23 protein-coding genes are annotated in these 18,917 nt (G+C 68.7%); 11 read left to right on the forward strand and 12 right to left on the reverse strand.

From position 1 onward, the window contains the following. Positions 1-33 precede the first annotated feature (33 nt). Complete coding sequence (locus tag QP090_RS31750; RefSeq protein WP_285943338.1) at positions 34-687, reverse strand: dihydrofolate reductase family protein; 654 nt, start codon at positions 685-687, stop codon at positions 34-36. A 135-nt stretch (positions 688-822) separates the two neighbouring features. On the opposite strand from QP090_RS31750, the gene QP090_RS31755 reads away from it, so the two are divergent. Then, entirely contained in the window at positions 823-1,710 is an 888-nt protein-coding gene (locus QP090_RS31755; protein WP_285943339.1) for a LysR family transcriptional regulator, read from the forward strand. 106 nt (positions 1,711-1,816) lie between these two features. Here QP090_RS31755 and QP090_RS31760 read toward each other — a convergent pair whose 3' ends face one another. After that, positions 1,817-2,242, reverse strand: a complete 426-nt coding sequence (locus QP090_RS31760; RefSeq protein ID WP_285943340.1) for a winged helix-turn-helix transcriptional regulator — start codon at positions 2,240-2,242, stop codon at positions 1,817-1,819. Between the two features lie 107 nt (positions 2,243-2,349). Between QP090_RS31760 and QP090_RS31765 the strand changes: the two genes are divergently transcribed. Next, the gene (locus QP090_RS31765; protein WP_285943342.1) at positions 2,350-2,715 is read left to right on the forward strand and encodes a DoxX family protein; all 366 of its coding nucleotides are present in this window, start codon (positions 2,350-2,352) and stop codon (positions 2,713-2,715) included. Positions 2,716-2,724: 9 nt separating this feature from the next. On the opposite strand, the gene QP090_RS31770 is transcribed toward QP090_RS31765, so the two are convergent. Further along, positions 2,725-3,312, reverse strand: coding sequence for a hypothetical protein (locus QP090_RS31770; protein WP_285943343.1), 588 nt, complete (start codon positions 3,310-3,312; stop codon positions 2,725-2,727). Between the two features lie 85 nt (positions 3,313-3,397). On the opposite strand from QP090_RS31770, the gene QP090_RS31775 reads away from it, so the two are divergent. Both QP090_RS31775 and QP090_RS31780 read left to right on the forward strand, forming a co-directional pair. Continuing rightward, the gene (locus QP090_RS31775; RefSeq protein ID WP_285943344.1) at positions 3,398-3,631 is read left to right on the forward strand and encodes a hypothetical protein; all 234 of its coding nucleotides are present in this window, start codon (positions 3,398-3,400) and stop codon (positions 3,629-3,631) included. Positions 3,632-3,844: 213 nt separating this feature from the next. After that, positions 3,845-4,747 (forward strand): TIGR03619 family F420-dependent LLM class oxidoreductase, encoded by a 903-nt coding sequence (locus QP090_RS31780; protein WP_285943345.1) that lies wholly within the window; start codon positions 3,845-3,847, stop codon positions 4,745-4,747. A gap of 117 nt (positions 4,748-4,864) precedes the next feature. Here QP090_RS31780 and QP090_RS31785 read toward each other — a convergent pair whose 3' ends face one another. Further along, complete coding sequence (locus tag QP090_RS31785) at positions 4,865-5,839, reverse strand: helix-turn-helix transcriptional regulator (RefSeq protein ID WP_285943346.1); 975 nt, start codon at positions 5,837-5,839, stop codon at positions 4,865-4,867. Between the two features lie 136 nt (positions 5,840-5,975). On the opposite strand from QP090_RS31785, the gene QP090_RS31790 reads away from it, so the two are divergent. Beyond that, a complete protein-coding gene (locus QP090_RS31790; RefSeq protein ID WP_285943830.1) occupies positions 5,976-6,371 on the forward strand; it encodes a RidA family protein in 396 nt (131 codons plus the stop codon). Between the two features lie 157 nt (positions 6,372-6,528). Here the strand turns inward: QP090_RS31790 and QP090_RS31795 are convergent, their stop codons facing one another. After that, the gene (locus tag QP090_RS31795) at positions 6,529-8,082 is read right to left on the reverse strand and encodes an MFS transporter (RefSeq protein ID WP_285943347.1); all 1,554 of its coding nucleotides are present in this window, start codon (positions 8,080-8,082) and stop codon (positions 6,529-6,531) included. A gap of 241 nt (positions 8,083-8,323) precedes the next feature. Between QP090_RS31795 and QP090_RS31800 the strand changes: the two genes are divergently transcribed. Continuing rightward, positions 8,324-8,995, forward strand: a complete 672-nt coding sequence (locus tag QP090_RS31800) for a HEAT repeat domain-containing protein (RefSeq protein WP_349666524.1) — start codon at positions 8,324-8,326, stop codon at positions 8,993-8,995. A 3-nt stretch (positions 8,996-8,998) separates the two neighbouring features. Continuing rightward, the gene (locus QP090_RS31805) at positions 8,999-10,003 is read left to right on the forward strand and encodes a HEAT repeat domain-containing protein (protein ID WP_285943348.1); all 1,005 of its coding nucleotides are present in this window, start codon (positions 8,999-9,001) and stop codon (positions 10,001-10,003) included. Between the two features lie 195 nt (positions 10,004-10,198). On the opposite strand, the gene QP090_RS31810 is transcribed toward QP090_RS31805, so the two are convergent. Next, the gene (locus QP090_RS31810; protein ID WP_285943349.1) at positions 10,199-10,783 is read right to left on the reverse strand and encodes a GNAT family N-acetyltransferase; all 585 of its coding nucleotides are present in this window, start codon (positions 10,781-10,783) and stop codon (positions 10,199-10,201) included. 460 nt (positions 10,784-11,243) lie between these two features. After that, positions 11,244-11,528 carry a hypothetical protein gene (locus QP090_RS31815; RefSeq protein ID WP_285943350.1) on the reverse strand — a complete coding sequence of 95 codons (285 nt, stop codon included), beginning with the start codon at positions 11,526-11,528 and terminating at the stop codon, positions 11,244-11,246. Between the two features lie 357 nt (positions 11,529-11,885). On the opposite strand from QP090_RS31815, the gene QP090_RS31820 reads away from it, so the two are divergent. Next, a complete protein-coding gene (locus QP090_RS31820; RefSeq protein ID WP_285943351.1) occupies positions 11,886-12,374 on the forward strand; it encodes an RICIN domain-containing protein in 489 nt (162 codons plus the stop codon). A gap of 65 nt (positions 12,375-12,439) precedes the next feature. Here QP090_RS31820 and QP090_RS31825 read toward each other — a convergent pair whose 3' ends face one another. Next, complete coding sequence (locus QP090_RS31825) at positions 12,440-12,583, reverse strand: hypothetical protein (RefSeq protein WP_285943352.1); 144 nt, start codon at positions 12,581-12,583, stop codon at positions 12,440-12,442. A 447-nt stretch (positions 12,584-13,030) separates the two neighbouring features. Here QP090_RS31825 and QP090_RS31830 point away from each other — a divergent pair, with 447 nt between their 5' ends. Further along, positions 13,031-13,831 carry a thioesterase family protein gene (locus tag QP090_RS31830; protein WP_285943353.1) on the forward strand — a complete coding sequence of 267 codons (801 nt, stop codon included), beginning with the start codon at positions 13,031-13,033 and terminating at the stop codon, positions 13,829-13,831. Between the two features lie 299 nt (positions 13,832-14,130). Here the strand turns inward: QP090_RS31830 and QP090_RS31835 are convergent, their stop codons facing one another. Both QP090_RS31835 and QP090_RS31840 read right to left on the reverse strand, forming a co-directional pair. After that, positions 14,131-14,649, reverse strand: coding sequence for a hypothetical protein (locus QP090_RS31835; RefSeq protein ID WP_285943855.1), 519 nt, complete (start codon positions 14,647-14,649; stop codon positions 14,131-14,133). Between the two features lie 9 nt (positions 14,650-14,658). After that, complete coding sequence (locus QP090_RS31840) at positions 14,659-15,411, reverse strand: alpha/beta fold hydrolase (RefSeq protein WP_285943354.1); 753 nt, start codon at positions 15,409-15,411, stop codon at positions 14,659-14,661. Between the two features lie 87 nt (positions 15,412-15,498). Between QP090_RS31840 and QP090_RS31845 the strand changes: the two genes are divergently transcribed. Together QP090_RS31845 and QP090_RS31850 are read left to right on the forward strand one after the other, a co-directional pair. Continuing rightward, the gene (locus tag QP090_RS31845) at positions 15,499-15,885 is read left to right on the forward strand and encodes a winged helix-turn-helix transcriptional regulator (RefSeq protein ID WP_285943355.1); all 387 of its coding nucleotides are present in this window, start codon (positions 15,499-15,501) and stop codon (positions 15,883-15,885) included. Positions 15,886-16,097: 212 nt separating this feature from the next. After that, positions 16,098-16,457, forward strand: a complete 360-nt coding sequence (locus QP090_RS31850) for a hypothetical protein (protein WP_285943356.1) — start codon at positions 16,098-16,100, stop codon at positions 16,455-16,457. A 665-nt stretch (positions 16,458-17,122) separates the two neighbouring features. Here the strand turns inward: QP090_RS31850 and QP090_RS31855 are convergent. Both QP090_RS31855 and QP090_RS31860 read right to left on the reverse strand, forming a co-directional pair. Beyond that, positions 17,123-17,926: an ABC transporter permease gene (locus QP090_RS31855; protein ID WP_285943357.1), complete on the reverse strand. Its 804-nt coding sequence runs from the start codon at positions 17,924-17,926 to the stop codon at positions 17,123-17,125. Beyond that, positions 17,923-18,897: an ATP-binding cassette domain-containing protein gene (locus QP090_RS31860; protein ID WP_285943358.1), complete on the reverse strand. Its 975-nt coding sequence runs from the start codon at positions 18,895-18,897 to the stop codon at positions 17,923-17,925. Before QP090_RS31860 ends, QP090_RS31855 begins: the two co-directional genes overlap by 4 nt. Between the last annotated feature and the right edge of the window lie 20 nt (positions 18,898-18,917).

Genomic DNA, 18,917 nt, shown 5'->3' on the forward strand with positions numbered 1-18,917 from the left:
GCCGCGTGCCGATCATCTGCCACTCTCACCCGCTCAGGCGATGGCCTCCTGACCGTCGTGCACCACGAACTCGCCGGTGCCGGTGGTGGCGAAGCCGGTCTGGCGCAGGGTGAGCGAGACCGCTCCCGACCCCCCGTCCAGCACCTCCGATTCGGTGATCCGGTAGGTCGCCGGGACGGCGCCGCCGGCGAACAGGCGCTTGCCGTCCCCGACCACGACGGGAACCTGGAGCAACCGGTAGATGTCGACGAGCCCGGCGTCGTGCAGGCTGCGCACCAGCTGCCAGCTGCCGTGCACCTGCAACTCACCGCCCGGCTGCTCCTTGAGCCCGCGGACCTGCTCCACGATGTCGCCGCGCAGCACCGTGGTGTCCCCCCAGGCCGCATCGGCGTCGGCCAGGGTGTCGCTGACGACGTACTTCTTCCAGGTGTTGAGGGCGGTGGCCACGATGTTGTCGGGCTCGGTCACCTGCGACCAGTAGGTGCGCATCATCTCGAAGGTGCTGCGCCCCAGCAGGAAGGCATCGGCCCGGCGGAACCACTCGCCGACGGGGGCCAGCTGGCCGGCGTCGCTCTGGGGCACGAGCCAGCCCCCGCGCTCGAAGCCGTTGCTGCGATCCTCCTCGACCCCGCCCGGGCCCTGCATGACGCCGTCGAGGCTGACGAAGGTGTTGACGCTGATCTCCATGACTTCCTTCTCCTGAGTGATCCACATCGCGGCGTGTGCTGGAAGTGGGCCAGATCAGGATGTAATGCGGCAGAAAACGCAACAAGGGGTGATAATGGAACGGTCATTTAGTCACGTTCAACGATGGGGAGCGCGGTGCTCGAACGTCTTGAGCTCGAGGCGTTCTTGACGCTGGCCGAGGAGCTGCACTTCGGGCGCACTGCCGAGCGCCTGCACGTGAGCACCGGCAGGATCAGTCAGACGATCAAGAAGCTGGAACGTCAGATCGGGGCGCCGCTGTTCGAGCGCACCAGCCGCAAGGTGGCCCTCACCGCGATAGGGCGGCAGCTTCACGAGGATCTGCGCCAGGCCCATCAGCAGATGGAAGCCGGACTGGAACGGGCCGTCAACATGGCCGGCAGCATCCACGGCACGCTGCGGGTCGGCTACTCGGCCCCGTGGAACGGCAACCTGATGATCAAGGCCGCCGACGCCTTCCACTCCCGCCACCCCGAGTGCGACGTCCACATCCGGGAGGTACAGCTCCACGACCCCCTCGGCCCGCTGCGGACCGGCGCACTCGACCTTCAGATCAGCGAGTTCCCCATCGACGAACCCGACATCGTCGCCGGCCCCGTCGTCTCCCACGAACCCCGCGCGCTCATAGTCCCAGCGGACCATCCGCTCGCCCGACGCGATTCGGTCTCCCTCGAAGACCTCGCCTCCACCCCACTGGTGACCATCGCCGGCGCCATCCCGCAGTACTGGCTCGACCAGCACTACCCGCACTACACCCCCGCAGGCCGCCCCATTACGCACGGCCCGGCCGCCACCTACTGGCAGGAAGTACTCTCCCTCGTCGCCCTGGGCAAGGGCGTCTCACCCACGTGCTTCCGCGCCGCCCAGTACTACAGCCGCTCCGACCTCGTCTTCCTCCCCATCAGCGACGCACCGCCCATCGTGTACGGCCTGGTCTGGCCGTCCGACAGGGAGAACTCCCGGACCCGCGCCTTCGTTCAAAGTCTCAGCGAACTCACAGGCTGACTCCGACCACCGAGCAAGCCGCCCATCTGCGGCGTTGTCGCCGGCACGTTCCCCGCCGCCGGACGCCGTCGCCGTGGTGAACGCCTGGGAGGCATCGGTCACCAGGTCAGCCCGGCTCCGCCGCCGGGGGAAGAGGTGCGGCCGGGCGCGAAGGGCGTCCGCCCCGGGTCTCGTAGGCGGTTCTACTGGCCTCGATGTCGGCGATGTGCTCGATCGCCCAGTCGGCGAGAGCCAGTGCGGGTGGGATGAGGCTCCGCCCGTTCGGGGTCAGCGCGTATTCGACCCTCGGCGGAACCTCCGCGTAGACCGTCCGGGAGACCAGTCCGTCGCGTTCCAGGTTCCGGAGCGTCAGCGTCAGCATCCGCTGGGAGATCCCGGGGATCTGCCGATGCAGATCGGTGAAGCGCAGCCGCTTCTGATCAAGGGTCGCCACGATCAGAAGGGTCCACTTGTCGCAGATCCGGTCGAGGACCGTGCGGATCGTCCGGCCACCGTCTCCGCGGATCATGCAGGTGTGCTCGTACTGCGGCATGACAGCCCCTTGTGCCCTACGCACACGCATGTGCCTTTTGTAAGGCTCTCAATAGTGACGCATCATGGGGCAGCTTACGAAAGGTAACCATCTACCTCGGAGCCCACATGACCGTCGCTTACTGGATCATCGCCGCACTGCTGGCGGTGTTCTACCTCTACGCCGGGGGCAAGAAGGCCGTCCAGAGCCAGGAACGGCTCCAGCCCATGATGGGCTGGGTCGACCGTGTCCCCATGCCGGTCGTCCGGCTGATCGGGGTGCTGGAACTCCTCGGTGCCGCCGGCCTCATCCTGCCGCCGCTGACCGGGATCACGCCGTGGCTCGCCATCGCCGCGGCGACCGGCCTCGTCCTGATCCAGGTCGGCGGAATCGCGGTCCACGTCTCCCGTGGTGAGGCCCGGCAGATCGGACTCAATATCGCCCTCCTGGCCGCTGCGGCCGCAACCGCCTGGCTGGGCGCCACCTGGCTCTGAACGGCGCGTTCACCGGGCTCGGGGAAACTCTGTCGGGAGAAGCGCCTGTTCACGCGTCGTCCATGTCCGACGGAGTTCCGGGCGTGCGGGTGTGGGCAGCCACAAGTGGCATTCAGCGTCGAGTCGCCCCCATGCGCAACTGACGATGAGGCGGTCGTCGGACGTGAACCTCACGGCCGAGACCTCGTGTACGCGGTCGGCGCGGTCATCGGCCAGATGCGTCGACACCTCGGGCCGATGCGGTACGTCGGAATGCGCGTGCACCCATCCGCGCGGGGACTGGACCAGGCCCGGCCCGCTGACATTCACCAGTACCGTCACCCACAGGTCACCGTCGACGGCGAGCCCCGGCGGATGGACGTACCGTTCGACCCAGGCGACCCGGCCCCCGTCCACGGCTCCGCTCAGCACGGTCACCGCGGGGCCGCCGCCGGGTGGTTCCCGATCCTCGTCGGATGGTTCTCGCCACCAGCCGGTGGGGACCGGCCATTCCCGGTACGAGCCGTCCAGCCCGAGGGTCCGGCCGATGGCTGCCAGCAGTTCGGCATGGCTCGGCGGGGCGGGTTCGTCGCCAGACGTCCAGAGATGATCTTGCATGGTGTCACTGTAGGGTCACCCTCGCCCGGCCCGCCGGGACTCGTGGCCGTCGAGGAGCACCCTGGCCTGGACACTCGGCGTCCTGATGGTGCTGCGTTCGATCGGGCCGGTCGGCTTCGGGCTCCTCGGCGACACCCTCACGCTCACCGGACTGCGACCACCACCGGCCCAATACCTCCAGCTCTCCCGCCACCTCGCCCGCTGGGACCTCGTCCTCTGGTCCCCCTTCTTCCTGACCTGGGGCGTCCTCTGGCTCGCCGTCGCCAAGACCGCGAGCACCCACCCCCAGAAGCACGCGAAAGCCCCTCTCCCGCGCTGAACAGACCTGCCTAAGCCCGCCTGCGCCACACCATGACCGGCGACTGATGACCGGCGACCGCTGACCGAGCGGCCGGAAGCGCTGAATCGGAGCGGGCGGAAGATTTTTTGCGGTCCGGTGCCGCAAGAATCTCCCGCCCGCTCCGACCATGTACTGAAGAGGGCACGCCTGACCTGGGCGTTTCATGCCCAACGGCTTTCATGGAGGATAGGAATGAACCTTCCACGCATCGGCGTCAGCCTTCCGCACGTCGGCCCCTACGCCGGTCCCGATGCCGTCGTCGCCGTGGCCCAGGCGACCGAACGGCTCGGATTCCACGCCGTGTCCGCCAGCGAGCGGCTGCTGACCCCCGCCGGACCGCACTGGAACAACGACGCGGGCCTGCCTGAGTCCTATGCCTGGGACTCGCTGGAAATGCTGACCTGGGCGGCCGCGCACACTCAGCGGATCCGCGTGTGCACCAGCATCCTGAACTCGATCTTCCAGTCGCCCGTCATCCTGGCCCGCAGGCTCGCCACGCTCGACCAGCTGTCTCAGGGACGGCTGGACGTCGGCATCGGCCAAGGCGGCGGCACCCGGGAGCCGCCGTTCTACATCCCCGAGGAGTTCATCGCGGCGGGCGTGCCGGCAAGCCGCAGAGGCGCCGGATTCGTCGAGCACGTGGCCGCGATGCAGGCCTGCTGGGGTCCCGACCCCGTGGAGTTCCACGGCGACTACTACCAGATTCCGCCGTCCTTGGTCGGCCCGAAGCCGTGGGGCAGCACCATTCCCCTGCTCATCGGCGCGACGGCCCGCCACACCATCGAACGTGCGGCCCGCATCGGGGATGGCTTCGTCACCGTCGGGGTCGACTGGGACGACACCCGGACACAGATCCGCTGGTACCGAGAGGCCGGCGGCACCGGCACCGTCGTGGTGAACACGATCCCGGTCCCTCCTGGCGTCCCGGTCTCTCCCGCCGACTTCACCAACGCCGTGCTGAGCGACATCGACCGCATCACCGCCGTCGGCGCCGACGAGATGCACATCGCGCTCCATCTCCTGCCTGCCGGCCCGGAGGAGCAGGTCGAGTTGCTGGAAGCCCTCGCGGCCAAGCTCGACCTGCCCACGCCCTAACTGGGCGACGCCGTAGAAGCGCGCCCATCCGTTCCGGCCCCACCCGCTCACCACCCGGCCGATGAGGATCAGGACGGAGGCCGCCGCCGTCCCGCCGCCCGCAGAAGGCGACGATTCTCAGGATGACTCTCCGTAGAGGGTGGCGATCGCGGCGGCGCGGTTGCGCAGGGAGGTGCGCAACCACTGCGGGGCCAGGGCTTCCGCGTTCGTGGTGAGTTGCCACAGCGCCCATTCGGCGTGTCTGGGATCTTGGAAGGTCACCTCCAGCCGCAGCCGGCCGTCTGCGTCGGTTTCTTCGGCGAGGACGGCCAGCGCGGTGCCCACCAGGTCCTCGCGGCGCGTCGGGTTCATCCGTACCAGCACGGTGACCTGGTCGCCGCCGGTTCGGAACCGGGTGCTGCGCTCCTGCCAGGCCCGGTCCAGATCGACCCGGTCTGGTCGCTGTGCGGGTTCGGCGAGTTCCTTGGCGGCCAAGACCCGGGACAGCCGGTAGGTGCGGTCCACCCCAGACCTCGTGGCCAGCAGGTAGCCCTGGTCGCGCACGGTGACCAGGCCGATCGGGTCCACCGTGCGCCACTTCGGGGTCTGGTCCACGGCCGCGTAGTGGATGCGCAGCTTGTGTCCGGCGAGCACCGCGCGCCGGACCTCGGACATGACGGTGTCGGGCGCCTCCTCAGCGACCAGCCGGCGCGAGAGAAGGTCGGTCTCCGGGTCGATGAGCAGTCGCTGGGCCGCGCCGGTCGCGGTGGCCCGATAGCTCTCGGGCAGCGCGTCGACCACCTTGAGCATGGCCGAAGCGAGCGCCGAGCCGAGGCCGAATGCCTGCGCGCCGCGCCGCGATCCGGCGATCACCAGGGCGAGTGCCTCGTCGTGGTTCAGTCCGGTGAGGTCGGTCTGGAAACCGGGCAGCAATGCGAAACCGCCGTGCCGGCCGCGTTCGGCGTAGACCGGGACGCCGGCCGCCGACAGCGCCTCGATGTCGCGCAGCACGGTGCGGGTGGACACCTCCAGCTCGCGGGCCAGCGTGGCCGCGGACAGCCGACCGCGCTGGCGCAGCAGCAGAACCAGCGAGACCAACCGATCGGCGCGCATACGAGAATTCTACCGAAATACACGACATAGGATGTCGTGATTTTCCGGGAGGCTCATCAGCAGGACGGAACGGATGGCGGCTACCGAGCCGATGGACGTCCGTGATGTCGACGAAACGAACGGAGCTGATGTGGCAATGGAGCGAACGGCGGTCAACCCGTGGGCGTGGTCAGCGGAGATGGGGTACAACCAGGGTGAGATCGTCTCCGGGCACACCCGGACCCTGTACTGCGCCGGGCAGACCGCGATGAGCGGCGACGGCAAGCCCCAGCATGCCGGTGACATGGAGGCGCAGTTGGCGCTGAGCCTCGACAATCTGGAGGCCGTGCTCGCCGAGGCCGGCATGTCCCTCGCGAGCCTCGTCCGGCTCAACGTCTACACCACCGACGTCGATCGGCTCTTCGAGCACTATGGCGTGCTGGCGTCGCGGTTGGGCGCCGCCGGGGTGGCGCCGTCCACCACGATGCTCGGAGTGACACGGCTGGCGATCCCCACCCTGATGGTCGAGCTTGAGGGGACCGCCGTCGCGTAATGCGACCTCGCCGCCTCCGGTAGGGCTGCCGGAGGCGGCATGCGGGCCTGATCACCGACGCCCCATCAGGCGGCTCAAGGCAGGCGCGGCCACGGGCATGCCCCCTCGGTCGCAGCGATGACCCGCTCCGGGCAGGTGCGGATGCGCCAGGCCCCGGTCAGCTCTGCCGGGATCGGCGATGCACCCGCAGGAAGCACACCGCCAGGCCCGCGAAGATGACCGCGCCGGCGACTCCCGCCACGTGCAACCCACCGGTGAACGCGTCGTGCGCTGCGCGCAGCAGGTCGGCCGCGGCCCGATCGGGAAGCCGATGCGCCGATCCCACCGCGCCGGCCAGCGACTCCTGGGCCGAATGCGCCGCACCCGCAGGCAGCCCGGCCGACGTCGCGTCCGCCACCGAGTCGGCCATCTGCTGCCGGTAGAGGCCGGCGCCGGCCGCGCCGAGCAGCGCCATGCCCAGCGACCCGCCGAGGAAGTTGCTGGTCTCCGACATCGACGCGGCCGAGCCGGCCCGCTCCGTCGGCACCGCGCTCATGACCACGCCGATGCCGAGCGCGAACAGCGGACCGGTGCCCAGCGCCAGCACCGCCAACGCGACCACCAACAGCAGCGGCCCGCCGCCGGCGCCGACCTGCGTGATCAGCAGACAGCCCAGCACCGAGCAGGTCAGCCCGGCCGCGATCGCGGCGGGCGCCGGCAGCCTCCGGCCCAGCATCGGCGCCAGCATCGTGCTCAGCCCCACGGCCAGCCCCATCGGCGTGAACCACAGCGCCGCGGCGGTCGGCGACAGGTCGAGCACGCTCTGCAGGAACTGGGTCCCCAGCAGCCCGGTGCCGGCCATCGTGGCGCCGACCAGAACCAACGCGCACAGCACCGCGGTGAAGGTCGGGCTCCGGAACAGCCGCAGGTCAAGCAGGGGAGTGGCCAGGCGCAGTTGCCGCCGGACGAACAGGACGCCGACGCCGACACCGACGCCGATCGCGGCCACCGGCAGCGCCGGGCCGCCGCCCTCGGACACGGCCAGCCGCTTGATCCCGTAGACGATCGGCAACACGGCCACCAGCGACAGCGCCACGCTGGCCAGGTCCAGCCTGCCGTGGGCCGGGGTGCGGTACTCCGGCAGCAGCACCGGCCCGGCCACCAGCACCAGCACCATCACCGGCGCGGCCACCAGGAACACCGAACCCCACCAGAAGTGCTGTAGCAGGAACCCGCCGAGCACCGGCCCGAGGGCCGCACTCGTGAAGTTGCCGGTGGCCCAGATCGAGATGGCCCGTCCGCGCTGCCGCTCCTCGGTGAACATGCTGGTGATCAGCGCCAGCGTGGACGGCATCAGGGCGGCGCCGGCCAGCCCGAGCAGCAGCCGCGCCGCGATCAGCATCTCCGCGCTCGTCGAGAACGCGGCCAGCACGGACACGGCGCCGAACCCAGCCGCGCCGATTAGCAGCAGCCTGCGCCGGCCGATCCGGTCGCCCAGCGTGCCCATCGTGATCACGAACCCGGCCGTCATGAAGCCGTAGCCGTCGGTGATCCACAACTGCTCAGTGCTACTCGGCTCCAGGTCCGCCGTCAGCCTCGGCAGTGCCAGGAACAGGACGTTCATGTCCAGACTGACCAGCAGGGTGGGCAGCGTCAGCAGCGCCAGGCCGAGCCAGGCCCGCCGCCCGGCCCGCTCCACGGCCGGCTCCGTCTCGGTCGTCGTCGTGCTCATGGGTCAACCTCCTTCGGGTTGGTCGTCACGGTGAGGTCGGAGCCGATCGATGGTTCTTGACCCGCGCCGGCAGAAACGGCTGACCTGCTGAATCCGTCGCCAAAGGAGGAGCTGACCGAGACCGGGCCGCCAAAGAGATCCCCAGGACTCACAGGTCGTGGAGAAGGGCAGTGTTGCGAGTGGTCCTGCTTGACCTTGACACAGTGGCAAGGTCTTCACTGTTGCCGAGGAGGTGGTTCCGATGACCATGCCGAAACCGGACACGGATACGATTCGAGCTCTCCAGGGGCTGGAGGACAGCCGCTCGTCGGTGCGGCTGCGGGCGGCGCTGGCGGTCGGCACGGCCCCTGACCCGCGGTTCATCGACATGCTCATCGAGCGATGCGCGATCGAACCAGAGTTCCACGTGCGCGACACGCTTACGTGGGCACTCACGCGCCACTCCTCATCATTGACGGTCCCCAGGCTTCTCGATGAAGTCCGCTCGGAGCGTGCGCAGGCACGGAGCCAGGCGCTGCACACGCTGTCCAAGATCGGGGATCGGCAGGCGTGGCCGGCGATCACCCGGGCGCTGCTGTCCGACGCCGACGATGAGGTGGCGCGGAGCGCTTGGCGAGCAGCGGTCGTGCTCGTGCCCGAAGGTGAAGAACGCGAGTTGGCCGCAGTGTTGTCGACACAGCTCGGACGCGGTGAACGTGAGACGCAGCTGAGCCTCAGCCGGGCGCTGATCGCGCTCGGTGAGGCGATTCTGCCGATCCTGCGCGCTGCGACGACGGATCTCGCCCCTCGCGTGCGCGCGCACGCGATCGCCACGGAGCGGCTGTGGCGCGACCCGGACGCCGGATTCGAGTTCGCGATCGAGGAGGCGAAACGCGTCGTAGCCCTCGGCGGGACCGGCCAGGAGGGGGAGTAGGCGATGTTGATCGGTGATGTGGCACGACGGTCCGGGGTCAGTGCCCGCATGCTCAGGCACTACGACTCGCTCGGCCTGGCGCGGCCGACGGGTCGTACCGCCGCCGGCTATCGGGAGTACTCCGGCGAGGACATCCGGCGGATCTTCCATATCGAGAGCCTGCGGTCCTTGGGGCTGTCGCTGCGTGATGTCAGGCGCGCGCTCGATGACCCCGGTTTCGCGCCCTCAGAGCTCGTCGCCGACCTCATCCGCCAGACGCGAGAACGCATTGCAGGTGAGACGGAGCTGCTCACGCGGCTCCGTCGGATCGGTGCCGCGGAACCCGCCGGCTGGGAGGACGTCCTCCAGATCGTCGCACTCCTCCAGGCACTGGAGTCGAAGAGCGCCGGGAAGCGCCAGCGCGCGGTCCTGTCCTCGGTCGAAGACGTTCCGGTGCCAGTGGAAGCACTGGTTGAGGCAGCGCTGAGCGAGACCGACCCGCATGTCGCCGGAGCCCTTCGATGGGCTCTGGCGCAATCGGGCGAGGGCGGATTGGCGCTGCTGGAGGAGGGCCTCGGCGCACCAGTAGCCGAGGTGCGGAAACGAGCCGTCCAGTCCATCGCCGAAATTCCGAACGGTGAGGCGACCGCACTGCTACAGGACGCCCTCGCGAACTCCGACATCGTCGTCCGCAGGTATGCGGCTCTGGCACTCGGGGCACGTGGAGTGGCCGACGCGGTCCCGACGCTCATCGATATGGTCGTCGAGGAGACGAATGACGTCGATGCAGCCGATGCACTGAGCGCGCTGGCGAGTCGTCCCGCATTGGCGGATCAGATCGCCACCAGGCTCATTGACCACCTAGCCCGCGGCACCGGTGATTCGTCCGCGCGTCGACGGCTGGCACAGGCGCTCGCGGATATCCCGGGAAGCACGGCCTCACGTGCACTCGCAGACCTGTCACATGACGAAGACCGTGCCGTCGCGCTTACTGCGGCATACATTCTCGGGATACGCAACGCACGATAGCGGGTCCTTCCAAGGGTGCTGTGTGCGTGAGGCCCGGTTGTCCCGGCGGGAAGGCGGCACCGGCCGGTCACGGACGAGGTGGCGCACGTCGTGCTCGTCGAGGGCCCGACGCCACCCAGGACGGCACGTGGACGCCCATGCAGGGGAGTGCGTGGCCTTCCTGGCGCGTCGTAGGTCGTATCGGCTGCCCAACTTTCAGCGTGGGCCAGACATGGGAGACCGGGCCTTGAACGAGTGCAGGTCGGCTACAGCGAGGGTTTGCTCCGCGTCATACGCCTCGAAGGTGCCCATGCGCTGGAAGCCGAGACGGGTGGCGAGTTTGAGGGAACGCTCGTTGGCCGTCTGGGTCACCGCCAAGACCGGCTGGTCGGGCAGCTCGCCGGCAGCGGCGCGCAACATGGCCGTGGCGGCCTCGAATGCCAGCCCCGCACCCCAACGTCCGCGCCGGAGCAGGTAGCTCAGCTCCAGCTCCCCGCCTTCCTCGGTGACATGTCCGGGCAGGTCGGCCGAGCGGCGGTCGAGTACGAGTGTCCCGATGAACTGGTCGGTTTCCTCGTCGGCGATGACATAGGTACCGGGCTTGCCTGCAATGGCGCTGATGCCGTTCACGTCGAAGTACTGCTCGACGACGCCACGGGGCCGCGGTCCGCCGAGGTGCGCACGGACCTGTGGATCGGTCTGGAGCTCGATGAGGCCGTCGATGTCGGCGTCGTGCGCTTTTCGCAGCCGGAGACGATTCGTGGTGATCTCAGTGGCAGACAATGTAAGTAGTGCGTTCATGAGATCCATTATCCCGGCTCATTGGATCGAGCCACCACTACCGAGGCTGCCGGCCGGCTCACTCCCACCGATGCACGGTTTGGGCACTGCTGGGTGCCCGGGCGCTCAGATCCAGGTCGAGACGGCCCGGTTCTCGTATGCCACCGCCAGGTGGTATGAGCGCGGACAGGCGCGGCTGTCAGGCGGTGGATCGGGGTTCTGCGCACCACGGCGTGACGCACCCGGCGCGGAGGACCGCCGCTCCGTCAGCCTGACTGTCACCGCGTCCAGCTCGGCAGGTACACGACATGCACTATCCCCTGGCGATCCGGTTCATGAATCGAATAGTCGAAGCCCACGCAGTAGTGGTAGTTGCACCCGCCGGGGAAGTATCGGTAACTGCGGGCGGCCACTGCGGGGCCGGTCTTCGCCACCTCGAAGAAGTGCCGTGCCTGTTCCCTGAACACGGTGGAGCTGCCCGTCAGGAACAGCGTCTGCCCGTGCACGGGCACGGGCACGGCGCGGTGCGGGTCGGGAGGTAGATGATCGAACGCCGCGACCGTGCCGCCAACAGCCAGAACGCGCCCATCAGGCGCCCTTCCATCCGGTCCACAATGAAGTTGAACCAGTCGTCCATCTGGCGCAATGACGCGTTCTTCAAAGGGCGGGCGGGCCTGACGACGCGATACTCGCGGTCGTCCAGCCGCACCCGCTGAACAGCGATCCGCACCCGCCGGTCGCCCGGCCGCATTCCTTGTACGACCATCCGGCAACGGTAAGAACGATCTCGCCGCGCGGCCATCCATTTGTCGGAATGCCATCGGGATCGACGGCGGCGGGGCGGTTGGACAGGTGAAGGGCGGGACCGCGATGCGGTCCCGCCCTTCGTGCGGGGTGTCGCCGGGTGATCGGCCGTGTGGTCGACTCGCGGTGGCCAGCTCGGCGCCGCGCCGGTCGAGTTCCATGTAGCCCAGTTCGTCGATGCAGAGCAGGTCGACGCGTCCGTCGGCGAGGCCCCCGGCTCATGTGAGTGAGTCGTTTCGGCGCGTTGCGCCGCTCAGGCGACCACCCCCGTAGCAAGATGACCGCAGTGTGGTCAACTTGCTACGGAAGGTTGCTTGGTATGTTCGTTCGCTACTCGCGCCGCACGGTCGACCTACGCCACGTGTCCGCAGTCACCGTGACCGCTGCGCTCGCCGCCGGTGCAGGCGCCGGGCCGGCTCGGGCGTCGGCTCCGCAGGTGGTGACCATGAACGGTTCCTCGGTCAGCGCCGCTCCCTACAAAGGACTGAAGACGCAGAGCTTCCGCCTCGTTGATCAGAAGGACGGCAGTACCGGTATCCGCTCCTTCTACGACGACAAGATGGTGCTGACGCTGAACGGCACGTCGGTCTCCGGCCAGAAGTACGCCGGGAACGCCTGGCAGAGCTTCATGATGGTCAAGCAGAAGGACGGCAGCACCGGCATCCGCTCCTACTACAAGCGCACGGCGCTGACCATGCAGAACGGCCGCGTGTTCGGCGCGCAATACACAGGTCAGAAGACGCAGAGCTTCAAGGTGGTCAAGCAGAGCGACGGCAGCACCGGCATCCGCGCCTTCTACAGCAAGTGACACCCGGCCCCGGGCAGGTCCTCGACCGGCCCCGACCGCACAACGACTCCTCGTCCTGCCAGGCGTCACACCGTGTGCAGGTCCGCGCCCGCGTGCACGGCCGCGCTGCCGGACTGGAACACCCCCGAGCGGATCCGGGAACGCTCGGCCTGGCCGCTGCCCGGCCTCGAGGTCCTGGCCGACATCGCCGCCCAGCTCCGCAGCACCATCGCCCACGCCGTCGACCTCCCTGATGAAGGCCCGGATCGCACTGCACTCCAACGGTACTGTCGGGCCTTCGCCGGAGGAGAACCTCGCTGAGCAGGCTGACGCCCTCGCCGGGCTGTCCTCGGGCGGCGCCCACCCGGCGCCGGTCGTCCCGGGGTTCCGTCCGGTCTTCTGGTCGGTGTTCTGTTCAGGGGCTGTCCATGAACAGGACGCCCGACCACCACCGACACCGCAGCCCGGGGGATCAGCGCAGGGTTCCGATCGTGGGCCCTGACTGCCCTTGATCCGGCGAGCGCGAAAGGGCCCCACCGTTTGGCTGGGGAAGCTCACTTGATGGTTTCGCTCGTGTCCCGGCCCAAGAGTCCGAGGCAGTGCCATCGAGCGGCAGAGGCGGCCCGTCGCCCGCCCCAGGTCCAGGAAGCTTCCGGCTGTTCAGTAGCTTCTGCCTCATGCAGCAGATCACCGAGTACCTCTTCGACCAGGACACCCGGCTCACCTCAGCCGGCGTCGACATCTATGCCGCCCAGCTCACCGACCGCTGGAACACCGCCAGCGGCAACCCCAACGGTGGCTACCTGATGGCGGTGGGTGTTCGTGCTCTGCAGCAGCACTCCAAGTTCGGCGATCCGCTGGTGGCCTCGGCGTTCTTTCTCCGGCCCGGGGCACCCGGAACAGCCCGGATCCAGGTGGAGACGGCCCGCCAGGGGCGCCGGACGTCCACCAGTGAGGCCCGGATGCACCAGGACGGCAAGGAGATCTTGCGCGTCGTCGCCACGTTCGCCGACCTCGACCAGTCCAACGGCCGCACCCTGTCCCTGGCGCCCATGCCCGACCTGCCCGCGCCGGACGAGCTCGTGGACCCGCTGGCCGACGTCGCCCTGCCCGGCATCACCGTCGCCGACCGGGTCGAATACCGCGCGACCCGGCCGCCCGGCTGGCTGCGCGGCGAGCCCAGCGGCGAACCCAGCATGACCTTTTGGATGAGGTTCGCCGACGGCCGTGAACCCGACCTGGTGAGCCTGCCGTTCCTCGCCGACGCCGCCTACCCGGCCGTCATGGAACTGGGGGAACTCCCCTCCGCCACCGTTGAACTGACCATCCACCTGCGCAACCGACCTGCCCCCGGTTGGCTCGCCTGCCAGATCAACACCCGGCACCTCACCGGTGGCTTCCACGAAGAAGACTGCGATATCTGGGACTCCCAGGGCACTCTGATCGCCCAGTCCCGGCAACTCGCCCTTCTCCCATAGCCGGACCTCACCGAGACCAGCCTCAGCTCGCTTCCGCTCGGCCTCCGTCATGATGTCTCAGGTTCGATGGCAAGTAGCGGTCGAGGGCCTTGTCACTCGACCTGAGGCACCAACGGCCGTTCAACCGCCTCACTCTCGCTGGCACGGGACAGCTCGGTCAAGTGGGTTCGGCGGCTTGGCGGGCGCGGGTGTGGGCCATGCGGGATGAGTAGGTGGACTTGCCGGTGCCCGAGTCGCCGATCAGGCAGAGCGTGTATCCCTTCCGACCCATTCGACAGCCGGAAGACGAACAGGAGTTACTAGGCCATCGTCCCGGCCAGGTTGATCCACACGTCTCCGAAGTTGACCTCGGCCTCGACCCCGGGCTGGTGAACCTGGTCGATGGGCACCTCGGGCGGCGAGCCCCGGCCCGCCTCGGCCATGATCTGCGGTTTGCGGCAGACCACGTAGTTGGCGACGGCGGAGTAGGAGATGCCTTCCATCTCCCGCTCGGCGACCAGGCGTTTGAAGATGCGCCGCACCGTGTGCCGCTGCTTGCGTGGGGCATCCAGGTCCGTCCACAGGATCTGGTCGATCACCGGCTTGAACGGATCCAGCCGCGAGGACCGGGGGGGTGGCTTCTTACGCGGAGCCGGCGGCAACGCCGAGGTCAGCGCCTCACGTACCGTCCGCCGATGCCCCTGGTACTTCTTGGCCAGTGGCGATGGCTTTGGCAGCGCCGCCAGGCGCAGCGCGTCGTGGTGGAGAAGGTCGCTTTCGTCCTGCCCGCTGCGGATTCTTACCGCACACAATGGCTTCTGGCGAGCCTTCGTCGCCACGGCGCACGTTTACCTCTCACGCAGGAATGGCAGCACTCGGGGGAGTGTTTGGTCCGGTCGGCGGATGGCGCCGCCATGGTCGGCGTCGGGGACGGAGAAGAACTCGATGCCCTGGGCGCGGGCGTAGTCCTGCATGGGGTCGTGCCAGGGGTCGGCCGTGCCCGCATACATCAGCGTGGGCACCCCGGAGGCGGCCAGCGCGCCGCCCAGGCCGGGCTCCTGGGAGAACATGTCGTAGTTGGCTCGGTATGCGGCCGTGTCGCCGGCGTCCATCACAGCGGTCTGGTAGGGGGATTCCAGCGCGCCGTTCCTGACGATCTTGTAGACGTCGAAATCGGCGGGCAGTCCGAGCGCGGCGAGCGTGTCGGGGACCCGTGCCAGGAAGCCGTTGGGGTCGAATGCTCCGGCCACCAGCCGGGTCAGCCGTTCTGGGGCGTGCGCGGCCACCGCGTAACCGGTCATCGCGCCCAGGGAGTACCCCCAGAAGGCCGCCCGGTCCAGGCCGAGGTCGTCCAGCACGGCGACGACGTACGCGGCGCGCCGCTCGACCGCGTAGGCCGCGCGCTCGCGGGGCGCGTCGCTGGCGCCCAGCCCGAGCGGGTCGACGGCGATCACCGTGTGCGATGCCGCCAGGGCGTCGGTGTAGCCGAGATGGGCCCAGTGCCCGCCGTCTTCGAACATGCCCGGGTGCAGCACCACGGGTGAGCCGCTCCCGGTCACCTCATAGGCGATCTTGCGTCCGTCACTTCGCGCGAAAGGCATGAAGACATCCTTCTGGCCAGGAACGTTACGACTTGTAACGACACTCATCTTGGGACAGGATCAGTCCTGCGGGAAGGAGGCACTTTCTTGGCGCGACGGAACACCGCAGTAACAGACCAGGTCGAGCCCGCACCCAACGACGACTGCCCGCTCCCGGAGGTACTGGCACTGATCGGCGACAAATGGTGCATCCAGATCCTGGTCGAGTTGGGCGAGGGACCTCGACGATTCACCCAGCTCGAACGTGCCATCGAGGGTGTCAGCCGCCGGATGCTGACCCTTAACCTGCGCAACCTTGAACGCAACGGCCTGGTGACCCGGACCGTCTACCCGACCGCGCCTCCGAGCGTGGAGTACGCCATCACCCGGCTGGCCGAGCAGATCCGCGACCCCTTGGAGGCGCTCGCCGACTGGGCACGCCACGCCGTTCCGGACCTGCTCACGGCCCGGCGCGTGTACGACAGCCGCACCTGAGAATGCCAACCGGGCAGCAGGCACTGAGGAGGCTGGTCAGCGGGCGGTGTCCTCGGCGGCTGCGACGTCGGGCTGAACGTCTGTAAGGGTCTTGTGGACGACCCCGACCGAGACTTTGACGCCGGCGGCGACGGTGCGGATGGATCCGCGCCATCCCGCTGCCCGCGGTGCGCGAGCGCCGTTCCGTCACCGTGGCCTGCCCCTCGCACCCCGTGGTGGACTCTCTCTTCGAGCAGCTGGGCGGAGTGCTCCCCGTCGCGGACGAGGGCGCCTTCAACGTCTTCTCCGCACTGACGGGGACGCTCACCGCCCACTACACCTATCTCGCCACGCTCACCTCGTGGGCCACCGGCCACGACATCGCCTCCGAGGCCGCCGACCGTTATGTGCGCGGCCTCTTCCAGAACGTCGGCCGCTCCCTGGGCGACGAGACCCGCCCTCTGCACCAACTCGCCGCCGACCACGAGACGCCCAAGGGGAACAACGAGCGCATCCGCACCACCTGGTTCGACGCGGCCAACACCGCAGCCCTCGCAAAGGCCCTGGATGACCTCCTCGCCGATCTGAAGTAAGAGCGCCCGGCTGGACGTGCGTCCAGACCGGGAGCGGCGACCACCGCCCGATACGGCAGGGTGGATCGGTGGAATGAGCTGACCGGCGGCCCGGAAACCAGATCCCACACTTTGATCCGTACCAGGAACACTCCCAAGTGGTAGCGGCGACTCCACTACGCGTCTCGCTTAAACGGTCCTTTCCCGGAGCAAGGTAAATAAGAGCCGTGCGGAGATCGCGAAGCGCCGGTTCGGTTCACAGAACCCCATTCTCACTCAAAGGTGAATTCGGGGTACTTCTGAGAATCGTTTGTGACAGTATCCACGGACATGACGGTCCCTCAATAGGCTTCCCCGAGCGACGCTGACGACGTCGAGCGCCGCCCCTGCCCGCACTGCAAGGCCGACCCCGGCTCGCCAAGCTCCGACATCCCCCGCCCCCGCCGAGTCCGCATCCGACGCCCGGACGATCCGCTCACGCCGGAGGAAGCCGACCTCCGGCAACGCCTCCAGGACCAGGTCCTCCACCCCACGGAGACCGAGTAGCCAGTAAGATTAATGCCTTTGCGCTAACGGCTGTTCCATTGTTCCCCGGGTCCGGAGTCATGCGGGAGCTCGAGCGAACACGCTGAAGGCGCCCCTCCGGTGCGGGCGGCAGTGGGGCGCCTTTTGCGTTGCGTCGACGGTCAGCCGCTGACCGCCTTCTTGTAGAGGCGGGTCGCCAGCGGGACGAACACGATCAGGATGACGGTGATCCAGAGCAGTGATGCCGGGATGGCGTGCTGCATGGGCCAGGCGTCCGAGGTCTTCATCGCGGAGCTGGTGTTGCCGAAGAGTTCGCGTGTGGCCTGGGTGAAGGTGGAGACGGGGTTCCACTCGGCGACGACGCGCAGCGGCGTGGGCAGTTTGGAGCTGTCGATGAAGGCGTTGGAGATGAACATCAGCGGGAAGGAGACCATGGTGGCGATGTTGTTGAAGCTCTCCGGAGTGCGCAGGGCCAGCGCGACGGTCGCGGTGAACCAGGAGAACGCGTAGGCGAACAGCAGCAGCAACCCGAAGCCGAGGACGGCCTCGTAGGGTGAGGTGTGCACGCGCCAGCCGACGATCAGTCCCATCACCGCCATGACGACCAGGCTGGCGAGGTTCATCAGCAGGTCGCTGACCGTCTGGCCGATCAGCACCCCGGACGGGGCCATGGGCAGCGAGCGGAACCGGTCGAAGATGCCCTTCTGCAGATCCAGGGTCAGCGTGTAGCCCGTGATCTGCGCGCCCATGATCACGGCTTGGACGAAGATGCCGGGGAGCAGGAACTCCCGGTACGACATCCCCGGGACGTCGATGACGCTGCCGAAGACGTAGGCGAACATCAGCACGAACACGATCGGGAACATGATCGCGGCACCGAGCAGGTCCGGCGACCGCCGGATCTTCAGGGTGTTGCGCCTGGCGATGGTCCAGCCGTCGGCGACGGGCATGGTGAGCGCGTTCATCGGGTGGCCTCCTGGACCTGCTCGTCGGCGCCGGACGCCTGGTGCCCGGTCAGGGTGAGGTAGACGTCGTCGAGGGTGGGCCGCCGCAGCCCGGCGTCCCGCACCCGGACTCCTGCCTCGGCCAACCGCCCGAGGGCTTGGCGGAGCGACTCGGGACCGTCGGTGACCGGGACGGTGATCTGGAGCGAATCCGGCACGGTCCGCATGGCGCCGACGGCGACCCAGGCGAGCGTCTGCCGGGCGGTCTCCAGCTCGGCGGCGTCGGACACGGTCAGCTCGATGCGGCTGCCGCCGACCTGGTCCTTGAGCTCGTCGGCGGTGCCGCGGGCGATGGCGCGGCCGTGGTCGACCACCATGACCTGGTCGGCGAGGCGGTCGGCCTCGTCCATGTACTGGGTGGTCAGCAGCAGTGTGCTGCCGGCCGCGACGAGTTCGGAGATGGTGTCCCACAGCGCGGCGCGGGCGCGGGGGTCCAGGCCCGTGCTGGGTTCGTCCAGGAACAGCACCGGCGGGTCGGCGACCAGCGCGCCGGCCAGGTCGATGCGGCGGCGCATGCCGCCGGAGTAGCCCTTCACCGGACGGTCGGCGGCGTCGGTGAGGTCGAAGCGTTCGAGCAGTTCGCGGGCGCGGGCCCTGCTGCGCTTGGCGCCCAGGTGGTACAGGCGCCCGACCATCTCCAGGTTCTCGGCGCCGGTGAGGTGCTCGTCGACGGCGGCGTACTGGCCGGACAGCCCGATGTACGAGCGCAGCCGCCGGGCGTCATCGACGATGTCGCATCCGGCGACCGTGGCGCGTCCGCCGTCGGGGCGCAGCAGCGTGGTCAGCACCCGCACCGTCGTGGTCTTGCCGGCGCCGTTCGGGCCGAGCAGGGCGAGCACCGTGCCTTGCGGGACGGAGAAGCTCAGCCCGTCCAACGCGGTTACCTCGCCGTATCTCTTGACCAGTCCTTCGGCCGTGATCGCGTCGCTCATGGGGGGTCTCCTCGCTGGTG

This window comes from Actinomadura xylanilytica, assembly GCF_030283145.1.
In the GTDB taxonomy this organism is placed as follows: Bacteria; Actinomycetota; Actinomycetes; order Streptosporangiales; family Streptosporangiaceae; genus Spirillospora; species Spirillospora xylanilytica.

What these genes read in the sequence shown, in the direction of transcription:
- QP090_RS31795 (WP_285943347.1), bottom strand. Translation starts at nt 8,082, where the DNA reads ATGAGCACGACGACGACCGAGACGGAGCCGGCCGTGGAGCGGGCCGGG.
- QP090_RS31770 (WP_285943343.1), bottom strand. Translation starts at nt 3,312, where the DNA reads ATGCAAGATCATCTCTGGACGTCTGGCGACGAACCCGCCCCGCCGAGC.
- QP090_RS31820 (WP_285943351.1), top strand. Translation starts at nt 11,886, where the DNA reads ATGTTCGTTCGCTACTCGCGCCGCACGGTCGACCTACGCCACGTGTCC.
- QP090_RS31830 (WP_285943353.1), top strand. Translation starts at nt 13,031, where the DNA reads ATGCAGCAGATCACCGAGTACCTCTTCGACCAGGACACCCGGCTCACC.
- QP090_RS31800 (WP_349666524.1), top strand. Translation starts at nt 8,324, where the DNA reads ATGACCATGCCGAAACCGGACACGGATACGATTCGAGCTCTCCAGGGG.
- QP090_RS31860 (WP_285943358.1), bottom strand. Translation starts at nt 18,897, where the DNA reads ATGAGCGACGCGATCACGGCCGAAGGACTGGTCAAGAGATACGGCGAG.
- QP090_RS31750 (WP_285943338.1), bottom strand. Translation starts at nt 687, where the DNA reads ATGGAGATCAGCGTCAACACCTTCGTCAGCCTCGACGGCGTCATGCAG.
- QP090_RS31810 (WP_285943349.1), bottom strand. Translation starts at nt 10,783, where the DNA reads ATGAACGCACTACTTACATTGTCTGCCACTGAGATCACCACGAATCGT.
- QP090_RS31765 (WP_285943342.1), top strand. Translation starts at nt 2,350, where the DNA reads ATGACCGTCGCTTACTGGATCATCGCCGCACTGCTGGCGGTGTTCTAC.
- QP090_RS31840 (WP_285943354.1), bottom strand. Translation starts at nt 15,411, where the DNA reads ATGCCTTTCGCGCGAAGTGACGGACGCAAGATCGCCTATGAGGTGACC.
- QP090_RS31775 (WP_285943344.1), top strand. Translation starts at nt 3,398, where the DNA reads ATGGTGCTGCGTTCGATCGGGCCGGTCGGCTTCGGGCTCCTCGGCGAC.
- QP090_RS31780 (WP_285943345.1), top strand. Translation starts at nt 3,845, where the DNA reads ATGAACCTTCCACGCATCGGCGTCAGCCTTCCGCACGTCGGCCCCTAC.
- QP090_RS31760 (WP_285943340.1), bottom strand. Translation starts at nt 2,242, where the DNA reads ATGCCGCAGTACGAGCACACCTGCATGATCCGCGGAGACGGTGGCCGG.
- QP090_RS31815 (WP_285943350.1), bottom strand. Translation starts at nt 11,528, where the DNA reads ATGGTCGTACAAGGAATGCGGCCGGGCGACCGGCGGGTGCGGATCGCT.
- QP090_RS31805 (WP_285943348.1), top strand. Translation starts at nt 8,999, where the DNA reads ATGTTGATCGGTGATGTGGCACGACGGTCCGGGGTCAGTGCCCGCATG.
- QP090_RS31785 (WP_285943346.1), bottom strand. Translation starts at nt 5,839, where the DNA reads ATGCGCGCCGATCGGTTGGTCTCGCTGGTTCTGCTGCTGCGCCAGCGC.
- QP090_RS31790 (WP_285943830.1), top strand. Translation starts at nt 5,976, where the DNA reads ATGGAGCGAACGGCGGTCAACCCGTGGGCGTGGTCAGCGGAGATGGGG.
- QP090_RS31825 (WP_285943352.1), bottom strand. Translation starts at nt 12,583, where the DNA reads ATGGTGCTGCGGAGCTGGGCGGCGATGTCGGCCAGGACCTCGAGGCCG.
- QP090_RS31855 (WP_285943357.1), bottom strand. Translation starts at nt 17,926, where the DNA reads ATGAACGCGCTCACCATGCCCGTCGCCGACGGCTGGACCATCGCCAGG.